Source organism: Arthrobacter sp. AB6, from assembly GCF_031844545.1.
In the GTDB taxonomy this organism is placed as follows: Bacteria; Actinomycetota; Actinomycetes; order Actinomycetales; family Micrococcaceae; genus Arthrobacter.
This window is the reverse complement of sequence record NZ_JAUZVL010000003.1, coordinates 86,756-112,137: the sequence shown is the minus strand read 5'-3', so window position 1 is coordinate 112,137 and position 25,382 is coordinate 86,756. Positions and strand designations below refer to the sequence as shown.

Below are 25,382 nucleotides of genomic sequence, written 5' to 3'. Positions count from 1 at the left end.
TTCCACTTTCCAAAAGGACCGCACGAACATGTCGACCTTCCTTGATGCCGCATACCCTGAAACAGTCCCGGCGGAAACCTCCAGGTTCCGGCCTGCCATCCACTTCACGGCACGGGATACCTGGCTGAACGATCCCAACGGCCTGGTTTTCCATGACGGCCTCTACCACCTCTTCTTCCAGAACAACCCCTACGGCAACGTGTGGGGCAACATGTCCTGGGGCCACGCCACGTCCCGCGATTTGCTGCACTGGACCGAACACCCCGTTGCCATCGCCTGCGATGAGGCAGAGGACATCTTTTCGGGAAGCGTCGTAGTGGACCACGGCAACACGTCCGGTTTCGGCACGGCGGATGCACCCGCCCTGGTAGCCGTTTACACCAGCGCCTACAAGGCCGCGTCCGAACACAGGGGCACGCAGGCGCAGTCCCTGGCCTACAGCACCGACGCCGGCATGACCTGGAGGAAATACGGAGGCAACCCTGTCCTCGCGCGGAACTCAGCGCACTTTCGGGACCCCAAAGTCTTCCGTTACCAGGACGGGCATGACAGCTGCTGGGTCATGGTGGCCGTCGAAGCGCAGCACCAGAAGGTGGTCTTCTACCGGTCGGACGACCTCAAGACCTGGGACTTCCTCAGCGACTTCGGCCCGATGAATGCCGACCAGGGCGAATGGGAATGCCCCGATCTCTTTCCCCTGGCGGTGGACGGGGACCCGGACAACATCAAATGGATACTGATCGTGAACATCAACCCCGGTGCGGTGGCGGGAGGATCCGGCGGCCAGTACTTCATAGGGCATTTCGACGGCGTCCGGTTCCTCCCGGACGCCACTTCCGTCGCGGCGCCTGCCGGGATCGGCGCCCTGGGTGACTCCGCCGCGTCCGCTGCAGCCCTGCAGCAATGCCTGTGGCTGGACTGGGGGCGCGACTGCTATGCCTCCGTCTCGTTCAGCAACGTCCCGGATGGACGGCGCATCATCATCGGCTGGATGAGCAACTGGGACTACGCCAATGATCTGCCCACCGCCCCCTGGCGGTCCTCGATGACCCTCGCCCGGGAAGTGCGCCTCACAGCAGTCAACGGCTCTGCGCGCCTGATCCAGCAGCCGGTCCTCGCCGGCCACCCTGCTGGAAAGGAACTGCCTGTTGCCAGGGACCAGCTGAACGCGGCGCCCTTTGAACTGGGAAGTCCACCCCTCCGGTTGCCGGATGCGGTACCGGGCAGCGCCCAGGTCATCGAGGCGCAGATACGGCCCGGAAGCGCCGAGCGCCTTGTTTTCCGGCTCTTCGGAAGCAGTGAGGGGAGCAAGGGCGCCATTCTCAGCTACGACACCACCAGCGCACGGCTCATCCTGGACCGCCGGCAATCAGGCGACACCTCCTTCCACGCGAAATTCGCTTCGATCGAGTCAGCACCCGTTGACCTGGAGGACGGCGTGCTCAAGCTGCAGATCGTCGTCGACCATTGTTCGGTGGAGGTATTCGCCCAAGGCGGGAAGGCGGTCCTGGCTGACCTTATCTTTCCGGAAGCCGGACACCAGGAGAACTGGCTGTCGGCCGAGGGGGGCCCGGCAACAATGCTGAAGCTCGCCGTCTCAACACTCGCCTAACCGCAACTCGACAGGGAAGAACCCATGCCAAGCAACAACTACTACGACGTGACCACCTGGCCCGTAGGCAATCCTTCCAAGGACGTCGGCGAGGTCATCAACAGCATCATCGCTGACATCAAGGACCGGCAGGCCGCCACGGATGTGGACAACGGCGGAAAGCCAGGCGCGGTGATCTACATTCCGCCGGGGGACTACCACCTTCGCACGCAGGTGGTGATCGACGTCAGCTTCCTTCGAATCGAGGGCTCGGGACACGGGTTTACGTCGTCGAGCATCCGGTTCAACGTTCCCGAGGACGAATGGCCGGACCTGCATGAGCTGTGGCCCGGCGGGAGCCGGATTATCGTTGACCTTCCGCCCGCCGGCGACGGGGAGGAATCCAAGGGCGCCGCTTTCTACATTGAGCGGAGCGGGAGCCCGCGGATCAGCTCGGTGGAGTTCTCCAACTTCTGCATCGACGGGCTGCACTTCACCCCGGACGGCTCGGGGCTGCCTGCGGAGAACACCTACGTCAACGGCAAGACCGGCATTTATGTGGCGAGCGCCAATGACTCCTTCCGCGTCACCGGCATGGGCTTCATCTACCTCGAGAACGCGCTCACCATCCACAACGCGGACGCGCTGTCCATCCACGGCAACTTCATCGCTGAATGCGGAAGCTGCATCGGGCTGCGCGGGTGGGGGCAGGCGTCAAAGATTACTGACAACCTGATCGGAGCAGGCTTCAAGGGCCACTCCATCTATGCCCAGAACCACGGTGGGCTCCTGGTCACCGCGAACAACGTCTTCCCCCGCGGTGCGAGCAGTGTCTATTTCGACGGCGTCACGCGTTCGAGCGTCACCAACAACCGGCTGCATTCCTTCTACCCCGGGATGGTGGTCCTCGCGGGGAACAGCTCGGAAAACCTCGTGGCCACGAACCACTTCCTGCGGGACCATGAGCCCTGGACGCCCTTCCTGGGGGTGGACAACGGACTGGACGACCTCACCGGACTTCTCTGCGTCAGCGGCAACAACAACTCCGTGATCGGCAACCACTTCTCCGAGGTCATCGACTCACAGGGCATCCGGCCGGCAGGCGCCACGCCCGTCATCATCAGGCTGCAGGCGGGGGCGGGCAACTTCGTCTCCAACAACCACGTGGTGGCGATGGACGTCCATGCCAAGTCAAGCGACTCCTGCTTCTCGGCGCAGGTGGACGCGCTGCTGGCAACCGGGGCGTCGGACGGCCTCGCCGTGACGGCCGTGATGGTCGATCCCGCATCAGCCCGGAACACCATCCTTGATTCCGGAAGTGACGCCCAGGTCATCGCAGACAGGGTTGCTAATGCTGTGAGGGCCACACCTACTGCCGGTAACCAGGCAGTTCCCTCGCCGTAGAAGGGCGGCCGGAGCATCCGATCGCCCTTCTACGTGCTGACTGCTATTTCGTGTTCAGCATGTTCCAGAGAATCAAGTCATGTGCGTGCTTGGCTTTGTCATCGCCGCGGAAGTCCGCTTCCTTGATGCTGCCACCGGTGTCGATTCCGATGCTGGAGGTTGACGCGAACCTGCCCATCATCGACTTGTTGGACAGCATGGAAACGGAGCGGATGTTCTTGTAGGGCACGGACACGACGGCAAGTTTGTTTCCGACGAAGCTCTTGTCCTGGAGGATTACGCGCATGTTGGTGATGCCCACGAAGCCGGTACCGACCCCGATGCAGTCGTAAACGGCGTAAACGATTTCTCCCTGCAGGAGCCCGGCCCTGATTTGCTCGAGCTGTTCATACTTGTCGTGAATGATCTCAGTCAAAGTGCAGTCTCCTTCGGCCTAGTTGCGGAGCGGAACGCCGTGGGCGTCCCGCTGGAAGTAGGCGGCGCCCGCGAGGATCATGATGCCCTCAATAAGGCCCCACAAGGCGAGGAATCCCAAGCCCAGCACACTCAAGACGATCGCGAGCACGAGCTGGATGATGCCGATCTTTGTATATCCAAGGTAAAAGCGGTGGATACCCAGGCCACCCAGGAATATGCCCAACAAGCCTGCCGCGATCTTCGACTTGGACTGCGGGTAACCGTAACCCGGCTGCGGCATGGGCGGTTGGCTTGAGTACTGGGGCGGCTGCGGCATGGGCGGTTGGCTTGAGTACTGGGGCGGCTGGGGCATGGGCGGCTGCGCAGAGTACTGCGGGCCGGGGAAGGGCGGCGGGGTTGGAGCTTGGGCGCCGTTGTAAGGAGGGGGCACAGGCGGGCCGTAATTTTCCTGCGGGGCCGAGTTCGCGTCGGGGTGTTGCTGGGTCATGGTTGATGCCTTCCGGAGAATGATGATGCGGCCCCAGGTGACCGGGCGGCGGCAGTCGACGACGGCATCCCCCAGAATCCATAGCCTTCATAAGTGTGACGGACTACAGGGCAAAATTCTCTGTAAACCGCAGTGTTTCCTGCTGAAGACGTCGAGGACGTTCTTAACGAAAGAGGCCGACGGCGGGAAAGTCCCGCCGTCGACCGCTTGGTTCTTGGTGCCACGCAAGTTAGCCCGCACCAGGGTGGCATCCGTTACCCCGCCGCCACGCTTTCACGGGCAAGAGCCGGCTCTGACGCTTCAATTTCGTTCTTGCGGGTCTCGAGGTCGTCGAGCGATTTGCCCTTGGTGTCGGGGGACAGGAGGGCAGCGAGCGCTGCGACGGCGCAGATACCCAGCGTGGTCAGCCCGATGACCACGGGGACGTTGGTGGATCCCGGGGGAGCGACTGCGGTGAAGATGCTTGGGAAGAACGATGCGATCATGAGGCCCACGTTCTGCGACACCGCGAAGCCGGTAACGCGGATCCGCATGGGGAACTGCTCCTGGAAGAACGTGGCGAAGGTGGCGTTCCACATCTGAAAGAAGAGGCCCTGCACAATGACGATGCAGACGAAGACCAGCGCCAGGCTTCCCTGTTCAATGGCCCAGAGGTAGCCGCCGGCCAGTGCGCCGCCGCCCAGGCCGCCCGCGACCATCAGCATCCGCCGGCCGATCTTGTCCGAGAGTGCACCGAACAGCGGAATGGTGACGACGGCGGCGATGTTGGCCACGAGGGTCACCCACAGGAAGTCGCTGCTGGAGAAGCCGTTGCCGTAGCCCTTCTGGGTGGCGTAGGAGACGCCGAAGATGAGCGTTGCCATGCCGATCACGTTGGTGAACGTCATCAGGATGCAACGGACCAGGACCCAGGGGTAGCTGCGGACCAAGTCAACGAGGGGGAACCGCTGCTTGGCCTTGCCGGCCTGGGACTGCGCCGCATACGCCGGCGGTTCCTGCACGCGGCGGCGGATTACGTAGCCGGCCAGGATCACGAAGGCGCTGAGCAGGAACGGGATGCGCCAGCCCCAGGCCTGGAACTGGTCGGCGGGCAGGATGGCTGCAAGCGGGAGCAGCACGGCGGTGGCCAGGATGGAGCCCACCTGGGTGCCCTGCAGGCTGAAGCTTGCGAAGAAGCCGCGCCTGGCATCGGGGGAGTGCTCCACGATCATCGCGCTGGCGCCGCCCAGTTCTCCTGCGACGGCGAAGCCCTGGATGAGGCGGAGGATCACCAGCAGGATCGGCGCCAGGATGCCCACCTGCCCGTACGTGGGCAGCAGCCCGACGGCGAAGGTGGCGAAGCCCATCAGCAGCATGGCGAAGACGAGCACCTGCTTGCGGCCGTGCCGGTCACCGTATGCTCCCAGTACCACCGCGCCAACCGGGCGGGAGACGTAGCCCACCGCGTAGGTGGCGAGCGAGGCGATGATCCCCACGGTCGGGTTCTCGGTGGGGAAGAAGATGGCGGGGAAGATGAGCGTCGCTGCCAGCGAGTACAGTGCGAAGTCGTAGTATTCGAGTGCGCTCCCGATCCAGCCGCTCATCGCGGCTTTCTTCGGGTCCCGCTGGCCAACGCCGGCTTCCGGGATAGGGCGGGTTTCCCCGGGATTGCTGCTCATTCTGGTGAATTCCTTCGTCGTCATTGGCAAGGAACCGGAACTATTGTTCCGGATGGTCGACGGGGACCTTGAAGGGTTGTGCCTGGAAAGCCCTTTCCCTTGAATCGTTTCATCAAGGATAGGCTGGTGACGTGGGTTACGTCAATGCGGCACCGAAAAGCATTATGCGGAAGGCCTGGCCTATTCCGAGGTGACGCTCCCGCCCAACAGTCTCAGGTGCCCGCGGAGTTGTCCTTCGGGTCAACCCCGAACAGCGGCAGCACCACTTCGTCCACAATCCCCACCAGGAACTCATCTTCAATAGGTCCGGAGCCGAAGATGAACCGGTGCCGCAGCAGGGCGGGGCCGGCCTCGATCTTCAAATCGCTCACGAGGGCCGGATCGCACTCGCCGCGTTTGACGGCGTTGGCAAGGATTTCATGCATCACCCTGCTGGCGTTGCCGTGCGTGAACACCCGGACTTCGGCGGCAACGTCGGGGTTCTGCAGGGCCTCACCCAGCACCCCGCGGACTGCCTGCCCAACCGTCCCCTCCAGCAGCCGGGCAGCCTGCCGCATGACGGTCAACGTATCCAGGCGCAGGCTGCCGGTATCCGGGACCGCGTCCGGGCCATGCATCGACGCGTAGGCGGCGTCCAATACCAGGGCGGCGCGTCCGGACCACCGCCGGTAGAGCGAGGCTTTGCTGGCGCGCGCGCGTTCGGCTACCCGGTCCATGGTCAGCGCAGCGTAGCCGGATTCGGCGATCTCGGCCAGGACGGCGTCGAAGATCGCGCTGTTCAGGGCCGCGCCGCGGCGGCGCGGCAGCTTCCGATGGTCCGGGCGCGCCCCGGCGGTCACGACGACGGCTCCGCAACAGCCGCCGTGACCTGTCCGCGGGTGCCGTCCACAAGGACCAGCTGGCCGGTCTGCAGGTCACGGGTCCCCGACCCGGTGGCCATGACGGCGGGGATCCCGTATTCCCGGGCGACGATGGCTGCATGGGATGCGATCCCGCCGGCGTCAACCACGACGGCGGCCGCACGCTGGAACAGCGGAGTCCAGGATGGGTTGGTGTAGGGGCAGACCAGGACCTCACCGCTGCGGAGCAGTCCGAATTCGTCCGGCCTCCGAATGATCCTTACCCTTCCGGTTGCCTGGCCGCGGCTGGCGGGCATGCCGGACACCAGCGTCCCGGGCGCCGGACGTTTGTGTGCGAACAGTGCCGGATCCAGCAGCGGGATGCCCTTCAGTTCCCGGCGTTTCGCGGCCCTGGCCAGCACCAGCCGGCGGTAGCGTTCCCTCTCGGCAACCGGCAGCGCGCCGCCGTCGTCCATTCCTGCCAGTTCCTCAAAGCGCAGGTGCTGGACATCGGCCGCATCAGCGAGCACCCCGCCGTCGGACAGCCGCCGGCCCAGTTCCGACAGCGCGCGCCGGAGCGGCGGCAGCACCATGGTGGCGTAGAAGTGGCTGTCCTCGCGGAAGGCGGTCCCGGCCTTTGCGGCGTCGACGGCGGACAGCAGGTCCCGCCGCAGGGCCGCGATCCGCAGGGCGGGATGACGTTTTAGCTCCTCGAGCGCCTGGCCTGTCTGGTCTGCAGCCTGCCGCCGCTCACCCATCATTGACGTGATCAGCCCGAGAACCACCTCGGGGGCATCGGACCAGGTTGGCGTACTGCTCAGCACCACGCTGACGGTTTCGCGGTGTCCGTATTCGGACAGGAAGGCCTGGAAGCGTGTGCGGAACTCCTGGAAATCCGGGTGGTGCTCCACGCGGGAGAGCAGGCCCCGCGGTTCCAACTCCGTGAAGGCCCGGGCCAGCTCGCCCTGGGACCGGACGTAATCGGCCAGCTCCTCCAGTGCGCGGTTGGCCTGGCTGGTGCGGGTTTCAGCGCCGGCGATGAGTGCCGACCCAAGATGCCTCTTGCCCAGCAGTAGGAGCAGCAGGCGCAGCTTCAGCTGGGGAACAAAGGCTCCCGGCAGGTACGAGATCCGCAGCTCGGTGATCCCGCGCATCGCGGCGAAGGTTTCCTCCGCGAGCCCGATGACCCCTTTCCAGGTCAAGGCCCTGGGGTCCTGCGCGTTAAGCCGCCGGATGTCCGCCAGGTACGTGGTGAACCTGCTGTCCTGCGTCCACAGGGCTGGATTGAACCGGCGGGCACGGCGTGCCAAGGAAACAGGTGCGCCGAGCGTGCGAACCGTCGGGTGGGGAACCGGCGGGACCAGCCGGACCACCACGCCGTCCTCCTCCGGCAGCAACTCCTCCACCGCGGGGAAGACAACTCCGACGCTTCCGGCCATGCCGTGAAGCATCGCCAGGATGCCGCGCTGCATCCATCCCGAAACGTCCAGCGGATAGGGGCGGACTTGGAACATCTCGGCGAAGAACGGGCCCATTAACCGCTGGAACGGGTTAAGGCGCAGCGGCTGCGGCGGCAGTGCCGTCATCGGCCGCGCCTGGAGCACGTACACATGCCCGCCGGCGACGGCCCATTCCATGTCCTGCGGCCGTCCGAAGTGGTCCTGGGCGCGCACGGCCAGCCGCGCCAGTTCCGCCAGCTGTTCCGTATCGAGGGCAGCCCGCCGGGTGCCCGTGCCGGCGCTCTCCTGCGTGCCTCCTCCTGCAAGGGCCCGGATCACCACCTCGTGGGCGCCCGGGCCGTACGTGCTGGTCCGGCCAGCGCGGTCCAGCACGTAGTGCTCCGGCGTGACCCGTCCGGAAACCACGGCCTCGCCCAGGCCGGGGCTGGCATCCACCACGATTTCACTGCGTTCGCCCGTCACCGGGTTGGCGCTGAACAGGACCCCCGCGATGTCCGCCGGCACCATGTCCTGGACGACGACGGCGATGGACACCTCGCGCGGGTCGATCCCCTGTCGCTGCCGGTAGGCGACGGCGCGCTCCGTCCACAACGAAGCCCAGCAGTCCGCCACGGCGCGGATCACCGCCTGCTCGCCCACAACGTTCAGGAAGGTGTCCTGTTGCCCTGCAAACGCGGCGCCCGGCAGGTCTTCGGCGGTGGCACTGGATCGCACCGCCACCGGACCGCCGCCCAGGGCGGCATAGGCTGCCGCGATGTCAGCGATGACGCGCGAGGGAATCCGGGCCTGGGCGAACAATGCCCGGATTTGTGCTCCGGCATCTCCGGCTTTCAGTAACCCTTCCAGTTCGACGCCCAGGCCGGTGTCTGCCATCAGGGTGCCGTAGGCGGCGGTGGTGACCACAAAGCCTGCTGGAACGGGGAAACCCTGCCGCACGAGTTCGCCGAGATTGGCGCCCTTTCCGCCAGCCGAGGCCAGGTCAGCGGCGCCGAAGTCGGCGAGCATACCCGTAAATTTCTCAGCCATCGGGGGCCCCTTGGGGACGGAGGGGTGGGGTTGGAGCGGCGGTTGGTGGCGTCGGCGAGGGAAGAGTTCCGTCACTGACTGTGCCAGCGCGCACAGGGCAGGACCGGGGACGAACAGAACCAGCGAACCCCCTTTTAGAGAACTATTGGTTCTCTAAAAGGGTACGTTCGTCGTGCCGGGCCGACAAGGGTCTGACTCGGCCTCGGCATGAAAGCGGACGTCCGAGGCGGCGTCAGGACCGCGGAATCCGCACGGAGGCGGGAGAACCGTGCGGACGATGTTGCTGGGCCTGGTCAGCGAGGATATCGCCACCACGCCCCGCGCGGGCCGGGTCATCCTGGGCGCTGGCGAGGTCGGAGGTCTCGGAGGTGGAGGGCGGCTATGAAGCGTCCCGGAGGGTCCTGGCATGCCAGGGCCGCGCCGATATGCCTACGGGAACCTGCAGTTTTCCGGAAGACGCCCAGCCCAGTTCCAGCTTCCGGACATGAACGGCCTATTGCCCCATGGGGGCAGTTGCAGGCGCTCGATCATTCAAAACCGGAAAAGCGGTTCGATCTGCACGCGCAGGCGCTCGCGGAGTTTCTCCCAGAGATCCTCTGGGCGGAATCCGCGCGCCGGGGTGCGAAGGACCTCGTGGATGTAGGTTCCATTGCAGTTCTGCGCAACGACCAGTGAGTCGACGTCGGCGCTGAGGTATCCGGCGTCCCTGGCGTCGTCGAGGATGGCGGCGATCAGAACGATAACCCTGTCGCCCTGGGCGATGCTCTGGGCGCCAAGCTGGCTTCCGGCCTTGAAGCCATGGTGCAGGTAGCTCGTGACGTTCTCCGGGTCGGTTGCGTAAAACCGTGCGCGTGCACGGAAAATGGCGTAGATCCGCTCCACATAGTCCCGCGCGGTGGAAGTATTGGCAGCGAGTTCCTTGTCCGCGTCTTCGATGGCCTGGAGCGTCGTGTCCATGCGCTCGCCGATGACCAGCAGCAGCAGTTCGTGCTTATTACTGACGTAGCGGAAGAGGGTGGCCTCCCCGACCCCGGCAAGCTCGGCCACTTCCTTGGTGGTGGTGTGCTCGTAGCCCCGTTCGTTGAAGAGCTGTTCTGCTGCGGCGCGGATATTCTGGTACCGCTCGATCCGGGCCTTTTCGCGCAGCCCGACGGGAGCACCAGAGGCGGAAGCCTCCGAAGTCATCGTCTTCATCCTTTATTACCGTTCCTATCAGCGGTGGGGTGCGGGGCGGCCGTTCGCAGCCGCCCCACTGCGGTTCTGATGCCGATAACAGTCAATTGAACATCACGATCTGGCGGATGGCATTTCCATCGGCGAGTTCATCCATTGCCTCGTTGATGTTGTCCAGGGTGATCACCGACGAAGCCAGCTTTTCGACCGGCAGCCTTCCTTCACGCCACATCTGCGCGTAGACCGGAATGTCGCGGGCCGGCACTGCTGAACCCAGGTAGGAACCGACGATGGTGCGGGCCTCGGCTGTAATCCCCAGCGGTTCAATGGATGACAGCATTCCCGGAGCCGGCAGTCCGGCAGTCACCGTGGTGCCACCGGGCGCCGTGGCCTGTACCGCGGTTTCGAAGGCGCGGGGGTGGCCGGCCGCCTCGATGACGATGTGGGCCCGGATGCCCAGATCCGCGGCCTCGGCAGGCGAGTACGCTTCTGTTGCCCCCAGTTCCCGCGCTGTGACCAGTTTGTCCGGGTTCGCATCGACGCCGATGATCCGGGCGGGTTCGGCCCACGCTGAGGAGATTGCGACGGCGGTCAGCAGAGCTGCCATGCCGACTCCTCCGAGGCCGACGATCATGATGTCCTGCCCCTCCTGGGGATTCCCCGCGTTGATGACCGCCCCGCCTCCAGTCAGCACTGCACACCCAAGAAGTGCAGCGACCGACGGCGGCACGTCGCTTCCGACCGGGACAACCGAGCGGCGGCTGAGCACGGCATGGGTCGCAAAGCCGGAGACTCCGAGGTGGTGACGGACAGGCTGGCCGGCTCGCGTCAGGCGCGTTGACCCCCCTGGCAGCGTTCCGGCCCCGTTGGATTCTGTACCGACGCTGCACGGCAGCTTTCCCCCGGTGCGGCAGTTGGGGCACTCCTCGCAGCGCGGCAGGAAAACCGTGACCACCCGCTGGCCCGGTTCCAGATCATCGACATCCGCGCCCACAGCGACGACCGTACCGGCGGCCTCGTGGCCGAGCAGCATGGGCAGCGGACGGGGGCGGTCGCCGTTGACCACGGAGAGGTCCGAGTGGCAGATACCCGCAGCTTCCATCCGTATCAGGACTTCCTGCGGTCCCGGCCCGGCGAGGTCAAGCTCCGCAACGGAAAGCGGGCGGGACCGGGCGTACGGACGGGGGGAGCCGACGGTCTCCAGGACCGCGCCGGTAATCTTCATTGTTTCCCTTCCAACGATTGTGCTTCGTATCACTCTTATGCTTTTATGAGAGTGTAATCCGCACGGAGTGCACTTTCAATATCGCATGACTGCGCGTTACCTGCACCCGATCGGATCCCCTCATCGTTATCAGCACCGGCCAGTCAAATTCGAAGGGATTGGAATTGAAGATTCATCCAGATGCAAACGAGGGTGCCGTCCACGTCGGGGGCCTTTCGGTTCCTTTCCACGACACGCTTGCACCGGAAGACCCCCGGGAAACTGTGGTCCTGGTCCACGGAACGGGCGGAAGCGCCAAGACTCATTTCCGCACCCTCTTTCCCATGCTTGCCGCCCGGTACCGTGTCCTGGCCGTTGACCTGCAGAGCCCTGCCGGGGAACCGACCCTCGACGGATTGTCAGGGCAGGTTGCGGCTGTCATCGACCACCGCGCTCCTGCACAGCCGGTCCATGTGGTCGGCTACTCACTGGGCGCCCTGGTGGCGGCCGACCTCGCCGCTTCCCGCCCCGAGAGCGTGTCAAGCCTGACTCTGGTGGCCGGTTGGGTCAGGGCCGACGCCCAGCAGCGGCTTCGCAACCGGATCTGGAAGCGGCTCTTCGAGTCTGATCAGGACCTCCTGCGCGAGTTCGTCACCTGGACAGCCTATGGACACCCTTTCCTTGCCGGCCGGGGCGACGCTGACATCCAGGCCCTGATTGATGCCCGGACCTTCCCGGAGGGGATTGCCGGGCAGATGCGGCTCAACGCCGTCGCCGATCTGAGCGGCAGGCTGACAGCGATCACCGCTCCGTCCCTGGTCATTGCCGGCGCCCACGACCAGATGGTGCCCGCCCGGCAGACCCAGCTCCTTTTCGGAGGCCTTCCGAACGCCCGCTACGCGGTCATCGACAGTGGTCACGCCGTCCCGCAGGAGCGCCCGGCCCAGCTGTTCCAGCTCATCAACGAATTTGTGACGGACCCTGCCGCTTCGCCTGCGGGCGGGATCCGGGAAGCACTCTTTGTCTAGCCCGTCGGGACCAGCACGCAACAACACACACATTGGAGGAACAGTGGAAAGTACCCCTATGGGACATCCCGCGTCCGGTTCACCGGTCGACGTCATCATTGTCGGCACCGGCTTTGGAGGCCTTGGCATGGGTGCCAAACTGGCCCGCGAGGGCGAACGCTCATTCATCATTCTCGAACGGGCGGAGGACGTGGGCGGAACCTGGCGCGACAACCACTATCCGGGCGCGGCCTGCGACGTGCCGTCGCTGCTGTACTCGTTTTCCTTCCGCCCCAACCCTGAGTGGTCCCGGATGTTCGCCCCCCAAGAGGAAATCCTCGGCTACCTGCGCAGCGTTGCCCGGGAAGAGAACCTCCTTGAACGGATCGTGTTCGGCGCCGAACTGACCGATGCCCGCTGGGATGAGGCGGAAGCGCTGTGGAAAGTCAGAACCCCCAAAGGTGAGTTTGCAGCCAAAACCCTGGTAACCGCCGTCGGGCATCTGTCCGAGCCCAAGATGCCCGACATCGAGGGACTGAGCGGCTTCTCCGGTGAGGTGTTCCACTCAGCGCAGTGGAATGACGGGATTGACCTGGCGGGCAAGCGGGTGGGCATCGTCGGCTCGGGAGCCACGGCCATCCAGGTCTTGCCCGAGGTGGCAAAGATCGCCGGGGAGGTCGTTGTGTTCCAGCGCTCCGCCCCGTACGTGACGCCGCGTCCGGACCGGGCCTACACCGAGGAGGAAAAGGGCCTTTTCCGCAAGATGCCCGAGGTGATGCAGGAACTGCGGGAGGAGATGTTCTGGTCCAATGAGGAGCGCTACGCCCAGCGCCGGGGCACCCCGACGCTTGTTTCCGCTGCGGCGCAGGTCGCCCTGGACCATCTCCACCGGCAGATTGAGGATCCGGAACTGCGCCGGAAGCTAACCCCGGACTACACGTTCGGCTGCAAGAGGGTCCTGAAATCCAGCGACTACTACCCGACGTTCACACAGGAGCACGTCCACCTGGAAACCGGCGGCGTCACGCGTGTGGAGGGCAACCGTGTTATCGGCGGGGACGGAGGCAGCCACGAACTGGATGTCATCATCGCCTGCACAGGTTTTGAAGCGACAGACCTGCCCATTGCCTACCGCATCTACGGCCGCGACGGCCAGCCGCTCAGTGAACGCTGGGCCAACGGCATGCAGGCCTACGCCACCACGGCCGTGCATGGGTTCCCGAACCTGTGGATCATCAACGGGCCCAACACCGGGCTGGGCCACAACTCCGCCGTCTACATCGCCGAGGCCCAGATCGACTACATCATGGGCGCGGTGAACTTCCGCGACCAGGCCGCCGTGCCGGCGCTGGAGGTGAGCAGGGAAGCGGAGGATGCCTTCATGGACCGTGTGGACCAGCTGGCCCAGGGCACTGTGTGGCTCGACGGCGGCTGCAGCAGCTGGTACGTTGACCACCGCAACGGGCGGCTGACCACACTATGGCCGGAACCGGCCTATACCTTCCGCCAAGTCAACGCGCCCTTTGACCCTGAACCCTATCTGGCCGGATCCACGGACCAAGCCAGGGAAGAAGCCCTGGCCGGAGTGGGCTAACGGCCCCACGGGGAGACTGCCGAGAAGAAGGCCGCCTCCCGTTCAACGAGGAACGGAGAAAGCATGAGTAAGAACCAGCAGCACCACCGAACAGTCGTCGTCACCGGCGCGGCCGGGGGCATCGGCCGCGGCATCGTGGAGTCATTCCTGGCCAGCGGGGACCGGGTGATCGCCGTGGATGCATCGAACTCCGCATTGGCCGGCCTCCGGGCGGACCTGGATCCGCAGGGCGGATCCCTGCAGGCAATGCAGTGTGACGTCACTGAGCCCGGCGACTGGCAACGGATCGCAGAGGCGGTGGAGGCCAGCCCGGGAACCCCTGCGGTGCTGGTCAACAACGCCGGCATCTCCCCGAAACGGGACGGGCAAAAGATCCCGGGTGACGAAGTCCCCTTGGATGAGTGGACGAGTGTCCTGGCGGTAAACCTCACGGGCCCGTTCCTGGGTATCCAGGCCCTGGTACCGCACATGAAGAACATCGGATTCGGCAGGATCGTCAACATGTCCTCCCTGGCAGGACGCGACGGCGGCAGGCTGGGCGGCGTCCACTATGCCGCGACCAAGACGGGCCTGTTGGGCCTGACCCGTTCCTTCGCGCGGGAACTGGCACCGTTCGGTATCACCGTCAACGCCATCGCCCCGGGGCGGATCGACGCCGGCATGGCCGCCGGCGTCTCCGACGAAGTCAACCGGAACTATCTCAGCCGCATCCCGGTGGGCCGGCTGGGCAGCGCCGATGACGTTGCCCAGGCCGTCCAGTACCTGGCCGCCGTTGAAAACGGCTTCGTCACGGGCGTCACGGTTGACGTCAACGGAGGGTCGTACATGGGATGAGATTCCAATCCTTGAATCCTCCGGAGGCGGGCGGGAGCGGGGCGGACCGGTTGCGGGGGCCGGGCAGGCTGCGGGGCAAGGTGGTACTGGTTACCGGCGGTGCCGGCGGTATCGCCGCGGCCACGGCACGGCGCCTGGCCGCCGCGGGAGCACACGTATCCCTCGTCGACCGCGACCAGCCAGCCCTGCACCAGCTGGTCTCCACGCTGGGAGAGGGCCATCTGGCCACGGCAGCGGATGTGACGGACCAAATGTCCCTGCAGGCCGCAGCCCGGCGGACAGTTGAGCACTTCGGCCGGCTGGACATCGTCTTTGCCTGCGCCGGGATCGGCAGTGCGTCCACGGTGGCCGTTTCCAGCACCGAGGACCTGCTGCGGATCGTCGACGTCAATCTTGGCGGTGTGATCAGGACCGTCAAGGCCACCTTGGAGGAGATCACCGCAAACCGGGGCTACTACCTGCTCATGAGTTCGGCCGCCGCGTTGAAGAATGTTCCGCGGGCCAACGCGTATGCCGCCTCCAAGGCGGGCGTGGAGGCCTTCGGCGGGGCGCTGCGGCTGGAACTGGCCCATAAGGGCGTTGACGTGGGCGTCGCGCATCCGGCATGGGTGAGCACCGGCATGATTTCCGGGGCGGGAAGCCGGGCCGGGGAGAGCCGCTCCCTTCCGTGGCCGTTTAGCGTGGTGTCCAGCACGGACACCTGCGCCGACCTTCTCGTCGGCGCGATCGCCGCGCGGCGGCGCAAGGTATTCGTCCCGCGCAGCCTGGCCCTGATGGATCCGCTGCGGTGGATCTCAACCGGGCCGCTGTGGGACGCCTTCATGAAACCCCGGGCGGCGCTGAGCGTCTCCCGGCTCGAATCAGCAGCACCCAACGAATGATTTATTTCACCGGAGGCGGTTGTGCCGCCGGTCACAATCCTGTATTACTGAGAGGGCACTCCTTGCGGAGTGCACTCTCAACTTCAGACCGAAACCACCAGAGGTTACCTTGAACAAGACTCGCGTGTTCTTCGCTGCCGTCACTGTCGCCGGCCTTTCGCTTTCCGTCACGGCCTGCTCCGGTGCCTCCAAGGCATCATCCGAAAGCTACCCGACCAAGTCCATTACGTTCGTCATGCCCTATGCCGCCGGAGGGCCTTCGGATACAACGGCGCGTGCCTACGGGGCCTGCCTCGGAAAGCTGCTGGGCGGCACCTTCGTGGTGGAGAACCTTGACAGCGGAGCAGGTGCAGTGGCCATGCAAAAGTTGGCCGGCGCCAAACCCGACGGCTACACCGTAGGGCTCAGCACCAACGGGCCTATGGTCCTGAATCCGATGAGCAACGACCTGGCATACTCCCAGGACGATTTCCAGGCCCTCGGCACCATGGCAGCCATCCCCACCCTTTTCGCCGTGCCAAAGGACTCCCCGTACAAGAGCCTGCAGGAGTTGTTCGACGCCGCCAAGGCCAACCCCGGGAAGATCTCCATCGGTGTTCCCGGCGCCACCAGCTCGCTGGCCACTGAACTCAAGCGCCTGCAGAAGGAGAGCGGCATCGAGTTCGCGCTGGTTCCCACCTCCGGCAGCGCCGAACTCATCACCAACCTGCTGGGCGGCCACATCGACGCCGGATTCGTCAACGACTACCTCGACGTTGAGGCCCAGGTGAAAGACGGCGCTCTCGTCCCGCTCGCTGCTGCCGGTGAAGCACGCTCGGAGGCCTTCCCCGATGCTCCCACGGCCAAGGAGGCCGGCTTCGACGTCAAGACCACCTCGGTCTACGGGCTCTTCGCCCCCAAGGGCCTGCCGCAGCAGGTTTCGGAGAAACTCGAAAGCGGCGTCGAAACCTGCAGCAAGGACACCGAAGTCATCGGCCAGATCGGCGACCGGTTCGTGCCGAACAGCTTCTCAAATGCGGAAGCGACCCAGCAGGTTTTTGCCGACATGCGCACCCGCTACGAGCCCCTCCTGGCGAAGTAACAAACAACGACTCAACCGCCGGCCAATGACGGCCGGCACGAAGAAGGGTGAACCCATGGTTTCTACTCCCGTGGAAGCGGCCGCCGAAATCCGGGAACCGGAAAGGCCCCGCACCGGCGCCCTGCGCTGGCAGCGCAGAATCGCTCCGCTCGTCCTGCTCGCACTGGGCCTCGGGGCTGCGGCCGGGTCATGGCAGTTGAAGCTGGGCACCCTGCACAATCCTGCCCCGGGCCTCTGGCCGTTCGCCATCTCGCTGGCCATTGTCTTCAGCGCCGCGGCACTGATCGTGTGGCCGGGACATGAGCCGCTGGAGGCCTGGGGCCGCCGGAGCGTGTCGGTAATGGCCGGCGTCGCCAGCCTTGCCGCGTTCGTGGTGCTCTTCGAACTGATTGGCTTCTTCATCCCGGCCGTGTTGATGCTCGTGTTGTGGCTCCGCGTGTTCGGCCGGGAGTCGTGGCGCTGGACGGCTGTCTTCGCCGCGGCGGGCCCGGCAGTGCTTTATGTCATCTTCGACCGGCTCCTCGGCGTACCCTTCCCCGCCGACCTGGCGCTTGACGCCTTCGTCTAGAACGGACCCTCACATGGATATCCTGAGCAACCTCGGTGAAGGCTTCTCGGTCGCCTTAGACCCGGTGAACCTGCTGTTTGTCCTGATCGGCGTGGTGGTGGGAACCGCCATCGGCGTCCTGCCCGGCCTGGGCCCCACGGCGACGATTGCGCTGCTGCTGCCCATCACCTACACCATGGATCCGACCGCTTCGATCATCATGCTGGCAGGCATCTACTACGGATCGATGTACGGGGGCACCATCACCTCCGTGCTGCTGCGCCTGCCGGGCGAGGCAGCCTCGGTGGTGACCACCTTCGACGGCTACCAGATGACCAAGCAGGGCCGTGCCGGCGCGGCCCTGGGCATTTCCGCCATAGGTTCTTTCATCGGCGGCACCGTGGCCGTCATCGGACTGACGTTCATGGCGCCCGCGCTGGGCAAAATCGCCCTGTCGATGGGTCCGGCCGGCTTTGTTGCCCTCATGGTCATGGGCCTGTTCCTGGTAACGTCCCTGGGCACCGGATCCACCATCAAAAGCGTATGTATGGCCGCCGTCGGCCTGCTGCTGTCCACGGTCGGACAGGATCCGGTCAACGGGTCGGCGCGTTTCACATTCGGCCAGGCGCCGCTGCTGGGCGGCCTGGACTTCGTGGCCGTGGCAATGGGCCTGTTCGGCGTCGCTGAACTGCTGCGATCCCTCGAACAGACCGAAAAAGCCCAGGTCATCAAGGCCAAGATCAAAAACATCTGGCCTTCGCGGAAGGACATGAAGGACTCTGCCGGTGCCATCGGCCGAGGATCGGTCCTCGGATTCTTCATCGGCATCCTTCCCGGCGGCGGTGGAGTCATCTCCTCCCTGGCCTCCTACGCGCTGGAGAAGCGCCGGGCGAAGGATCCCAGCCGGTTCGGCAAGGGTGCCATCGAAGGTGTCGCGGGACCGGAAACGGCGAACAACGCGTCCTCGACCACGGCGTTTATTCCGCTGCTCGTGCTTGGCATTCCCTCCAACGTAGTGCTGGCAATGATCTTCGGCGCCCTGCTGATGCACGGCATCACCCCGGGTCCGCGGCTGATGACCGATCACTCCGGACTCTTCTGGGGCGTTATTGCTTCGATGTACATCGGCAACCTGATGCTGCTCATCCTCAACATTCCGCTCGTGGGCATCTTCATCCAGATGCTGCGCGTGCGCCAGGGCATCCTCGTCGCTTTTTCGCTGCTCATCGTGTTGATCGGCGTTTACTCGATCAACAACAGTTCCTTCGACATGTGGGTTGTGCTGGCCTTCGGCGTCCTGGGGTGGCTCATGTCCAAGACAGGTTTCGACGCCGGCCCGCTGGTACTGGCCTTCGTCCTCGGACCTATCCTGGAAAAATCCTTCCGACAGTCCATGCTGATTTCCGGCGGCAGCCTCGACATCTTTGTCACCGACCCGGCCGCCGCAATCATCTTCAGCCTGATCCTTGCCGTGATCGCCATCAAGGCCGTCACCGGGTTCCGTCGCCGTCGCCTTGCCGGAGCCAAGGCTTCCGCACACGTGCCGGGGGCGGAGGAGGAAGGTCCGCAAGCCACATTCGACGGCGGTGACCCTGCAGTACTCTCCGCAACCTCTTCGGGATCGGGTGAGGGGGCGCCGGCAGCGCAGCATGCCGACAAGCAACACAGCCCCACCGCCCGCTGATCGCCAAGGAAATGTCTCTACGCGGGAAAGGCAGAGCGTCGAAGCCCAGGGCTGCCGGCAGGCTCCTTGTGCCGGTGCTGTGCCTGTGCGGAACGACCGTCACGCTTCAGCAGGCTACGGTGGTTCCCCTGCTGCCCGACCTGCCGCGCCTGCTCGGGATCTCAGTTGAGGACGCCTCCTGGGTCCTCACCGCCACACTGCTTGCAAGTGCAGTGGCCACCCCGGTGCTGAGCCGTCTGGCAGACATGTTCGGCAAACGCCGGATCATGCTCGTCTGCCTGGTCATGATGACCATCGGCTCAGCGCTGGCGGCGCTGAATCTGGGTTTCCCGGCCATGATCGCCGGCCGCGCGCTCCAAGGATCCGCCGCAGCCCTCGTGCCCGTGGGCATCAGCGTCCTGCGCGAGGAAATCCCCGCCATGAAGCTGGGTCCCGCCGTCGCGATGATCAGCGCCACCTTGGGTTTCGGGAGCGCGCTGGGTCTTCCGCTGGCCGGTGTGCTGTATGAGTTCCTCGGCTGGCAGTCGATTTTTTGGAGCGCCGCTGCGGCCGGGATCGTCCTGGCCGCGCTGTTGCCGCTGGTCATGCCGGAATCCCGGGTCCGCACGCCGGGCGCGTTCGACTACGGAGGGGCCATCCTGCTCTCGATGGCCCTGACGGCGGCACTTCTTGCCTTGTCCAAGGGCGGTACCTGGGGCTGGACCAGTGCACCAACGCTGATAACGGCACTAACCGCGCTCGTTGCCCTGGCCATGTGGGTCCCGCTCGAACTGAAGATCAGTCAACCAATGCTGGACCTGCGGACATCGGCCAGGAGGCCCGTGCTGATCACAAACCTGGTGGCGGTCCTCGTGGGCTACTCCATGTACTCCAACCTGCTCTCCACCACTCAGCAGTTGCAGATGCCTGGCGCGGTTGGATACGGCTTCGGCCTGAGCGTGATGGCGGCCGGCCTTTGCATGGTTCCCATCGGCTTGGCAATGGTGCTCTTCACTCCCGTATCCGCCCTCAGCAGCCGCCGTTACGGCGCCAAAACCGCCCTCATCATGGGCTCCCTCGTTTCTGCCGCCGGCTACGTTGGCCGCCTCTTCCTGACCGAAGAGATCTGGATGGTGATGCTGGCAGCTGTTGTCATAGGAATCGGCAACGCCATAGCCTATGCGGCGATGCCCACCCTCATCATGGGATCTGTCCCCGTAACCGTCACTGCAGCCGCCAATGGGCTGAACACCGTGCTGCGCGTCATCGGAACAACCATCGGCAGCGCCGCAGTGGCCGTGCTGCTGGCCTCAACCACGCTGACGCTTGACGGAACAGAGCACCCATCCTTCCGGGCCTTTGAACACGTCTTCTGGATTGCCGCCGGAGCAGCCTTTACTGCTGCGGTGCTGGCAAGCTTCCTGCCCCGGCAACGCCCCGCATCAACAAAGAAGTTCGGCCGAATCGATCAGGGCATCAGGAACACGGCGCCGGCAATCTGATGGCAGAACGTCAGTGGTGGCACTGCCAGGGCGGGGGAGTGGCCAGGCCGGTGATTCCTGTCGATCCGGACGGGATACCGGACTAGGACTCACCGCAGGTATACCCGCTCCGGATCCAACACGTCCCGCAGCAGGGCAAGTTCCCGGCTGGTCGGCGGTACCGTGGTGACCAGGTTCTTCGAGACCTGCAGGTCCCACCCCGTGGCTGCCCTGACCTCGTCCACCTCAACGCCGGGATGTACAGCGCTGAGGACAAGCTCTTCGTCGATGCCCCGGCGCGTCATGATGCCCAGATCCGTAATGACGGTGGTCACGCCCAGGCCCGCGGGCATCACGCCGCCGCGGGCCGCCGCCGCCCGCCGCGGTCCGGGCGTGGTGCAGAAATCGAGGTCCGCCACGAGGGACCGGGGATTGTGCCGGCGCATCACGACGAAGATTTCGCCGGCCCCGGCCATCGCCTCGATGGCGCCCCCGGAGCCTGGGAGCTTACTGGCCGGTGCCGCCCAGTCCTTTCCGATCAGGCTGGAGTTCAGGCTGCCGTATCTGTCCACCTGGGCGGCACCGAGGAATCCGACGTCCACGCGCTGTCCCTGCAGCACGAAGTTGAACAGCTGCGCCATGGGCAGGACCCCCGCCGCGCCGGTGACGAGGACAGAATCCGAAATACTGCGCGGCAGGTCTGCCGGCTGCGCCCCGGTCACGCCTGACTCATAGATTATTTCGACGCCGGGAGAAACCGTCCGCTGCGCCAAGGACACTGCCAGGGTGGGAAGTCCGTGCCCGGCGAACACCACATGCTTTCCTTCCAGCGCACGGGCGGACAGCGTCGTAAGCAGCTCACTGCTGGTCACTTCCGGCTGCGCAGGTTCCGTTTGGCGGCAGGGTACGCGTGTCGATGATTTTTCCGATCGTTCCGTGATGCTCATTTGCGGCCTCCGTAGTTGACCGGAACGGAGAATGCCGCCTCGACCTGCAGGCGGTCCCAGTAGTCCGGGCCGAGACGGGCAATATACTCCGCATGGTCCCGGGTGCCGTGGATGTTTTCCTGCAGCCAGTCGCGAAGCCGCCGCGGATCGCGGGCGAGCTCGGACCAGCGGCGGCTGAACCCGTCGTCGCGGTCATAGTGGCCCTGGACCGAATGAGGATGCGCTCCCCGCGGGCAGTGGACCACTGCGTCGACTACGTGGGATGGAACGATGGTGCGGTTCGGATCGGAGCGGATGACGGCGTCGTCCACTATTTCCTCGACCGTGACAATGACCTTCCTAGCGGCGAAGGCAGCTTCGGCCTGCACGCCAAGAATGCCCCACGCCTGGATGTTGCCGGCCCGGTCGGCCCGCTGCGCGTGAATGATCGTCACGTCGGGATTCAGCGCCGGGACCACGTGGATTTCCTCCCCGCCGTAGGGGTCCTTGACGGACCGGATCTTTCCGTTCAGTGCCACGAGATCGCTGCCCCGGTAGGAGTTGATGGGATAAAACGGAAGCTTCGAGGCACCCGCAAGGTACCGGCAAACCATGCCCCCGTGGCTGTATTCCTCAAGGTCCAAGGGAACGGGGTCCGAGTTCTCCACCCGCCGGCGCAGCTCGTGGAGCGAGCCTGCCGAACTGTTTCCGACAAAGGAGCCGATGACCCCCTTCAGGCAACCGGCCGCGAGCAGTTGGTCAATCAGCACGTCGCCGGTCATCCGGGCCAGCGTCAGGTCACGGAATCCCTGCCGGATTATTTCGTGGGCAGCCGCCACCGGAACCAGGTGCCCGAATCCTTCAAGGGCAACAATCTGGCCGTCCCGGATGTGCTCCGCCACGGCATCGCTGAGGGATGTTCTCTTGTCCACCGGCCTGCCGAGGCCCCTCAGCCGACCATCAAGGAGACTGTTTCAGCCACGCAGGCCGGCCGGGCCCCGCCCTCGAGTTGAATCTCATGGCGGATCACCACCTGGCTGCCCTGGGCCGCCGGCGTGACGGAGACGAGGGTGAGGCGGCTCCGGACCCGGGAACCCACCGGGACCGGGCTCGGAAACCGGACCTTGTTCAGCCCGTAGTTCACGATCATCTTCAATCCATTGACCCGGTACACCTCTTGTGCCAAGAACGGGATCATCGACAGGGTCAGGTAGCCGTGGGCAACCGGACGCCCAAACGGGCCGCCGGCCGCCCTCTCCGGATCGACGTGGATCCACTGCTGGTCGCCGGTGGCATCGGCAAAGTCCTGAATCCGGTCCTGTTGGACACTGTGCCAGCCGCTCACACCAAGTTCTGAGCCAATCAGCGGCACGAGCTCCGCCAGGCCATTCAGTTCCCTCACCATGAAAATCTCCCGTTGACTAGGACGACGATTGTTACCCGGCTCACCGGCCGAGGATCGGTTCGTAGAGTGCCTTGATCCGGGCAAAGTTGGCGCCCAGCTCCTCGGCACCAATGAATTCCTTCGGCACAAAGTTCTTTCCGATCTGCTCAACGACCTTGGGGTCACTAAGGCAGGTTTCGAGTTCGCGTTCGAGGGTGGACACAACAGCGTCCGGCATGCCCTGGGGACCGAACAGGCCGTAGATTGACGTGGCATTCACCAAGTCCGGGAACCCCGATTCGGCCAGCGTCGGTACGTCGGGGAGCCAGCGGAGCCGTTCAGGCGTGGTGGCGGCAACGGGAAGGAAAGACCCCTCGGTAATCCGTGCCTGGACATCAGGATGGTCGTTGATGAAAAGTGCATCCACATGCCCGCCCAGCAGATTGGTGGTCATCTCCGCGTTACCCGAGGCCGGCACGGCGGTGATCTCAACCCCGTAGTCGTTCTTCAGCCGCTGCAGTTCAATGGCCGCGGGACTCGTAGCACCAGGAACACCCATCGAGATTGCTCCAGGATCCGCCCTGGCCGCTTCGAAGAGCTCTGCTGCGTCCTTGTAGGGGGAGTTTGTTCCCACAACGATCAGGGTCGGATTGTCGGCCATGACACCTATGGGTTCAACGTCCGCAAGACTGTAGCTCAGCGAGTTGATCATAGGGGCCATGACCAGCGTGCCGGTGGTACCGAGCGCCAGCGTCTGGCCGTCGGGTTTGGAACCCACCAGCTCCTGCATTGCGACGGCTCCGCTGCCGCCGGGTTTGTTTTCGACGACGAAGGCCTCGCCGAGGCTGTTCCCCAAACAGGCGGCAACCGAACGGGCGGTAAGATCCGAGGGGCCGCCGGCGGCATAGGGCATAAGGATGGTGACCGGCTTCGCGGGATAGTCGGATCCGGCATTCCCGGGGCCGGCGGAACCGGCCACCCCGCACGCTGCTACGGTCAGGGATGCCAGCGATGCCAAGGCAAGCCCGGCGGTCGTTTGAAGGCGCAAGACGTTCTTCAAGGTGCTCCCTTGTCTTTCTGTCGAATTATCTTTCGGTCGACTCGCAACCGATGGCGCTCACGGATGGACCTGGCGGCGCGGAATCATTCTTCGGTGCCGGGATCCGGAGTCCCCTCGCGCCTGGCCGAGGCGTGGACGAGCGTATTGCCCTCTTCCGGGCCTGCAGCGGCTGCGCGGCGCGTCCTGCGCTGCCGCCGGCTGCGGCTGATGAAGCCGTAGACAATGAACAGCCCGATCAGGATGAAGATGGTCGCGGACACCGGGTCCGAGGCGAAAATACCGAAGCTTCCTTCAGAGATCAGCATCGTCTGGCGGAAGGACTTCTCCAGGATCGGGCCCAGGATGAAAGCCAGCACCAGGGGGCCTGGGTCAAAGTGGGCCTTGATCATGATCCAGCCGAGAACCCCGAACGCGAGCACCACCCACATGTCGAACGGGTTGTTGTTGATGGAGAACACGCCGACCATGACCACCAGCAGTGCGAAGGTCGAAAGGATCCCCGTCCGTACCCGGAGCATCTGGATGAAGACTCCAACCAGCGGGATATTGAGGATGATGAGCATCAGGTTGCCGATGTACATTGACGCGACGACGCCCCAGAAAACGTTGGGATGCTCGTTGATCAGCTGCGGCCCCGGTGTGATCCCGTGCAGCAGGAGCGCTCCGTAGATCATGGCCAGGACAACGTTGGACGGGATGCCCAGGACGAGCAGCGGAATGAACGCCGACGTTGATGATGCGTTATTCGCTGTCTCGGGACCGGCGACGCCTTCGATGGCACCCTTTCCGAACCGGCTGGGATCCTTCGCGCGGCGTTTCTCCATGGCATAGGATGCCAGCGATGAGATGACGCCGCCGCCGCCGGGCAGGACGCCGATGAAGAAGCCCAGCACCGAGCCCCGGGCTATCGCACCGGAGGAGTCACGGAAATCCCTGCGCGAGGGCCAGATGTTCTTGATTTTGGCGGTGACGGCCTGGCCCTTTTCGCTCCGCTCGAGGCTATGGAGCAGTTCTCCCACACCGAAAAGCCCCATGGCGATAGCGACGAAATCCAACCCGCCCAGCAGCGACGTCTGGCCGAACGTGAAGCGTGCGGTTCCGGTAACCGGGTCCTGGCCCACGGTTGAGAGCAGGAGGCCGACTCCTGCCATGAACAGGCTCTTGATCGTTGACCCGGTGCCGAGGGAGGTCACCAGGAACAGGCCCAGGATCATGATGGCGACGTAGCCCGCCGGGCCCACCGCCACGGCCACCTTGGCAAGCAACGGAGCCAGGAAGGTAAGGCCGATGATGGCTACCGTGCCGCCGATGAAGGAACCGACCGCGGAAATGCCGAGAGCCGTTCCGGCCCTGCCCTGCTTGGTCATCTGATAACCATCAAAGGTGGTGACCACTGATGCGGCCTCGCCGGGAAGACGCAGGAGGACTGAGGTGATCGTTCCGCCGTACATGGAACCGTAGTAGATGCCGGCCAGCATGATCACCGCGCCGACCGGATCCATCGTGTAGGTGATCGGCAGCAGGAGCGCGATGGTGGCGGTCGGTCCCAGTCCCGGCAGGACGCCGATGGCAGTTCCGATGACCACACCGACGAATACGAACAGCAGGTTCATCGGGTCAAAGGCTACAGAGAAGCCCTGGCCCAGGTTGTTCAGGGCGTCCATA

At 64.8% G+C, this 25,382-nt stretch carries 22 protein-coding genes; 10 read left to right on the top strand and 12 right to left on the bottom strand.

Annotated elements, in window-relative coordinates; translation table 11 throughout:
• Positions 1-28 precede the first annotated feature (28 nt).
• Entirely contained in the window at positions 29-1,612 is a 1,584-nt protein-coding gene (locus Q9R30_RS03205; RefSeq protein ID WP_311216765.1) for a glycoside hydrolase family 32 protein, read from the top strand.
• 24 nt (positions 1,613-1,636) lie between these two features.
• Positions 1,637-2,995 carry a NosD domain-containing protein gene (locus Q9R30_RS03200; protein ID WP_311216764.1) on the top strand — a complete coding sequence of 453 codons (1,359 nt, stop codon included), beginning with the start codon at positions 1,637-1,639 and terminating at the stop codon, positions 2,993-2,995.
• A 43-nt stretch (positions 2,996-3,038) separates the two neighbouring features.
• On the opposite strand, the gene Q9R30_RS03195 is transcribed toward Q9R30_RS03200, so the two are convergent.
• The 7 genes from Q9R30_RS03195 to Q9R30_RS03165 form a co-directional block, all read right to left on the bottom strand.
• Positions 3,039-3,410: a PH domain-containing protein gene (locus tag Q9R30_RS03195; RefSeq protein WP_104999181.1), complete on the bottom strand. Its 372-nt coding sequence runs from the start codon at positions 3,408-3,410 to the stop codon at positions 3,039-3,041.
• 18 nt (positions 3,411-3,428) lie between these two features.
• Complete coding sequence (locus Q9R30_RS03190; protein WP_311216763.1) at positions 3,429-3,899, bottom strand: TM2 domain-containing protein; 471 nt, start codon at positions 3,897-3,899, stop codon at positions 3,429-3,431.
• A 254-nt stretch (positions 3,900-4,153) separates the two neighbouring features.
• On the bottom strand, positions 4,154-5,557 hold the full coding sequence (locus Q9R30_RS03185; RefSeq protein ID WP_311216762.1) for an MFS transporter: 1,404 nt from the start codon (positions 5,555-5,557) through the stop codon (positions 4,154-4,156).
• Between the two features lie 212 nt (positions 5,558-5,769).
• The gene (locus Q9R30_RS03180) at positions 5,770-6,396 is read right to left on the bottom strand and encodes a TetR/AcrR family transcriptional regulator (protein WP_311216761.1); all 627 of its coding nucleotides are present in this window, start codon (positions 6,394-6,396) and stop codon (positions 5,770-5,772) included.
• Positions 6,393-8,882 (bottom strand): PEP/pyruvate-binding domain-containing protein, encoded by a 2,490-nt coding sequence (locus Q9R30_RS03175; RefSeq protein ID WP_311216760.1) that lies wholly within the window; start codon positions 8,880-8,882, stop codon positions 6,393-6,395. The genes Q9R30_RS03180 and Q9R30_RS03175 overlap by 4 nt, the downstream gene beginning before the upstream one ends.
• Before the next feature lie 531 nt (positions 8,883-9,413).
• The gene (locus tag Q9R30_RS03170) at positions 9,414-10,067 is read right to left on the bottom strand and encodes a TetR/AcrR family transcriptional regulator (protein ID WP_311216759.1); all 654 of its coding nucleotides are present in this window, start codon (positions 10,065-10,067) and stop codon (positions 9,414-9,416) included.
• A 91-nt stretch (positions 10,068-10,158) separates the two neighbouring features.
• Positions 10,159-11,280 carry an alcohol dehydrogenase catalytic domain-containing protein gene (locus Q9R30_RS03165; RefSeq protein ID WP_311216758.1) on the bottom strand — a complete coding sequence of 374 codons (1,122 nt, stop codon included), beginning with the start codon at positions 11,278-11,280 and terminating at the stop codon, positions 10,159-10,161.
• A 164-nt stretch (positions 11,281-11,444) separates the two neighbouring features.
• Between Q9R30_RS03165 and Q9R30_RS03160 the strand changes: the two genes are divergently transcribed.
• The 8 genes from Q9R30_RS03160 to Q9R30_RS03125 all read left to right on the top strand — a co-directional run bounded on the left by Q9R30_RS03160 (position 11,445) and on the right by Q9R30_RS03125 (position 20,368).
• Positions 11,445-12,287, top strand: coding sequence for an alpha/beta fold hydrolase (locus Q9R30_RS03160; protein ID WP_311216757.1), 843 nt, complete (start codon positions 11,445-11,447; stop codon positions 12,285-12,287).
• Between the two features lie 58 nt (positions 12,288-12,345).
• Complete coding sequence (locus tag Q9R30_RS03155) at positions 12,346-13,860, top strand: NAD(P)/FAD-dependent oxidoreductase (RefSeq protein ID WP_311216756.1); 1,515 nt, start codon at positions 12,346-12,348, stop codon at positions 13,858-13,860.
• A 63-nt stretch (positions 13,861-13,923) separates the two neighbouring features.
• Entirely contained in the window at positions 13,924-14,694 is a 771-nt protein-coding gene (locus Q9R30_RS03150; RefSeq protein WP_311216755.1) for an SDR family NAD(P)-dependent oxidoreductase, read from the top strand.
• An 11-nt stretch (positions 14,695-14,705) separates the two neighbouring features.
• Complete coding sequence (locus tag Q9R30_RS03145; RefSeq protein ID WP_311216754.1) at positions 14,706-15,575, top strand: SDR family NAD(P)-dependent oxidoreductase; 870 nt, start codon at positions 14,706-14,708, stop codon at positions 15,573-15,575.
• A gap of 109 nt (positions 15,576-15,684) precedes the next feature.
• The gene (locus tag Q9R30_RS03140; protein WP_311216753.1) at positions 15,685-16,656 is read left to right on the top strand and encodes a tripartite tricarboxylate transporter substrate binding protein; all 972 of its coding nucleotides are present in this window, start codon (positions 15,685-15,687) and stop codon (positions 16,654-16,656) included.
• 55 nt (positions 16,657-16,711) lie between these two features.
• Positions 16,712-17,224 (top strand): tripartite tricarboxylate transporter TctB family protein, encoded by a 513-nt coding sequence (locus Q9R30_RS03135; protein ID WP_311216752.1) that lies wholly within the window; start codon positions 16,712-16,714, stop codon positions 17,222-17,224.
• Positions 17,225-17,237: 13 nt separating this feature from the next.
• Positions 17,238-18,887 carry a tripartite tricarboxylate transporter permease gene (locus Q9R30_RS03130; RefSeq protein ID WP_311216751.1) on the top strand — a complete coding sequence of 550 codons (1,650 nt, stop codon included), beginning with the start codon at positions 17,238-17,240 and terminating at the stop codon, positions 18,885-18,887.
• Positions 18,888-18,898: 11 nt separating this feature from the next.
• A complete protein-coding gene (locus tag Q9R30_RS03125; RefSeq protein ID WP_311216750.1) occupies positions 18,899-20,368 on the top strand; it encodes an MFS transporter in 1,470 nt (489 codons plus the stop codon).
• Between the two features lie 89 nt (positions 20,369-20,457).
• Here the strand turns inward: Q9R30_RS03125 and Q9R30_RS03120 are convergent, their stop codons facing one another.
• The 5 genes from Q9R30_RS03120 to Q9R30_RS03100 all read right to left on the bottom strand — a co-directional run bounded on the left by Q9R30_RS03120 (position 20,458) and on the right by Q9R30_RS03100 (position 25,381).
• Positions 20,458-21,219 (bottom strand): CoA-transferase, encoded by a 762-nt coding sequence (locus Q9R30_RS03120; RefSeq protein WP_311216749.1) that lies wholly within the window; start codon positions 21,217-21,219, stop codon positions 20,458-20,460.
• A 71-nt stretch (positions 21,220-21,290) separates the two neighbouring features.
• Positions 21,291-22,205: a CoA-transferase gene (locus Q9R30_RS03115; RefSeq protein WP_311216748.1), complete on the bottom strand. Its 915-nt coding sequence runs from the start codon at positions 22,203-22,205 to the stop codon at positions 21,291-21,293.
• 17 nt (positions 22,206-22,222) lie between these two features.
• Positions 22,223-22,678 (bottom strand): MaoC family dehydratase, encoded by a 456-nt coding sequence (locus Q9R30_RS03110; protein WP_157240801.1) that lies wholly within the window; start codon positions 22,676-22,678, stop codon positions 22,223-22,225.
• 40 nt (positions 22,679-22,718) lie between these two features.
• Positions 22,719-23,717, bottom strand: coding sequence for a tripartite tricarboxylate transporter substrate binding protein (locus Q9R30_RS03105; RefSeq protein WP_311216747.1), 999 nt, complete (start codon positions 23,715-23,717; stop codon positions 22,719-22,721).
• An 83-nt stretch (positions 23,718-23,800) separates the two neighbouring features.
• On the bottom strand, positions 23,801-25,381 hold the full coding sequence (locus Q9R30_RS03100) for a tripartite tricarboxylate transporter permease (RefSeq protein ID WP_311216746.1): 1,581 nt from the start codon (positions 25,379-25,381) through the stop codon (positions 23,801-23,803).
• Position 25,382 lies beyond the last annotated feature (1 nt).

Bases quoted from the DNA above. Each gene is read 5' to 3' on its own strand.
- Q9R30_RS03205 (WP_311216765.1), top strand. From the start codon at position 29: ATGTCGACCTTCCTTGATGCCGCATACCCTGAAACAGTCCCGGCGGAA.
- Q9R30_RS03200 (WP_311216764.1), top strand. From the start codon at position 1,637: ATGCCAAGCAACAACTACTACGACGTGACCACCTGGCCCGTAGGCAAT.
- Q9R30_RS03190 (WP_311216763.1), bottom strand. From the start codon at position 3,899: ATGACCCAGCAACACCCCGACGCGAACTCGGCCCCGCAGGAAAATTAC.
- Q9R30_RS03185 (WP_311216762.1), bottom strand. From the start codon at position 5,557: ATGAGCAGCAATCCCGGGGAAACCCGCCCTATCCCGGAAGCCGGCGTT.
- Q9R30_RS03175 (WP_311216760.1), bottom strand. From the start codon at position 8,882: ATGGCTGAGAAATTTACGGGTATGCTCGCCGACTTCGGCGCCGCTGAC.
- Q9R30_RS03170 (WP_311216759.1), bottom strand. From the start codon at position 10,067: ATGACTTCGGAGGCTTCCGCCTCTGGTGCTCCCGTCGGGCTGCGCGAA.
- Q9R30_RS03165 (WP_311216758.1), bottom strand. From the start codon at position 11,280: ATGAAGATTACCGGCGCGGTCCTGGAGACCGTCGGCTCCCCCCGTCCG.
- Q9R30_RS03155 (WP_311216756.1), top strand. From the start codon at position 12,346: ATGGGACATCCCGCGTCCGGTTCACCGGTCGACGTCATCATTGTCGGC.
- Q9R30_RS03150 (WP_311216755.1), top strand. From the start codon at position 13,924: ATGAGTAAGAACCAGCAGCACCACCGAACAGTCGTCGTCACCGGCGCG.
- Q9R30_RS03135 (WP_311216752.1), top strand. From the start codon at position 16,712: ATGGTTTCTACTCCCGTGGAAGCGGCCGCCGAAATCCGGGAACCGGAA.
- Q9R30_RS03130 (WP_311216751.1), top strand. From the start codon at position 17,238: ATGGATATCCTGAGCAACCTCGGTGAAGGCTTCTCGGTCGCCTTAGAC.
- Q9R30_RS03125 (WP_311216750.1), top strand. From the start codon at position 18,899: ATGTCTCTACGCGGGAAAGGCAGAGCGTCGAAGCCCAGGGCTGCCGGC.
- Q9R30_RS03110 (WP_157240801.1), bottom strand. From the start codon at position 22,678: ATGGTGAGGGAACTGAATGGCCTGGCGGAGCTCGTGCCGCTGATTGGC.
- Q9R30_RS03100 (WP_311216746.1), bottom strand. From the start codon at position 25,381: ATGGACGCCCTGAACAACCTGGGCCAGGGCTTCTCTGTAGCCTTTGAC.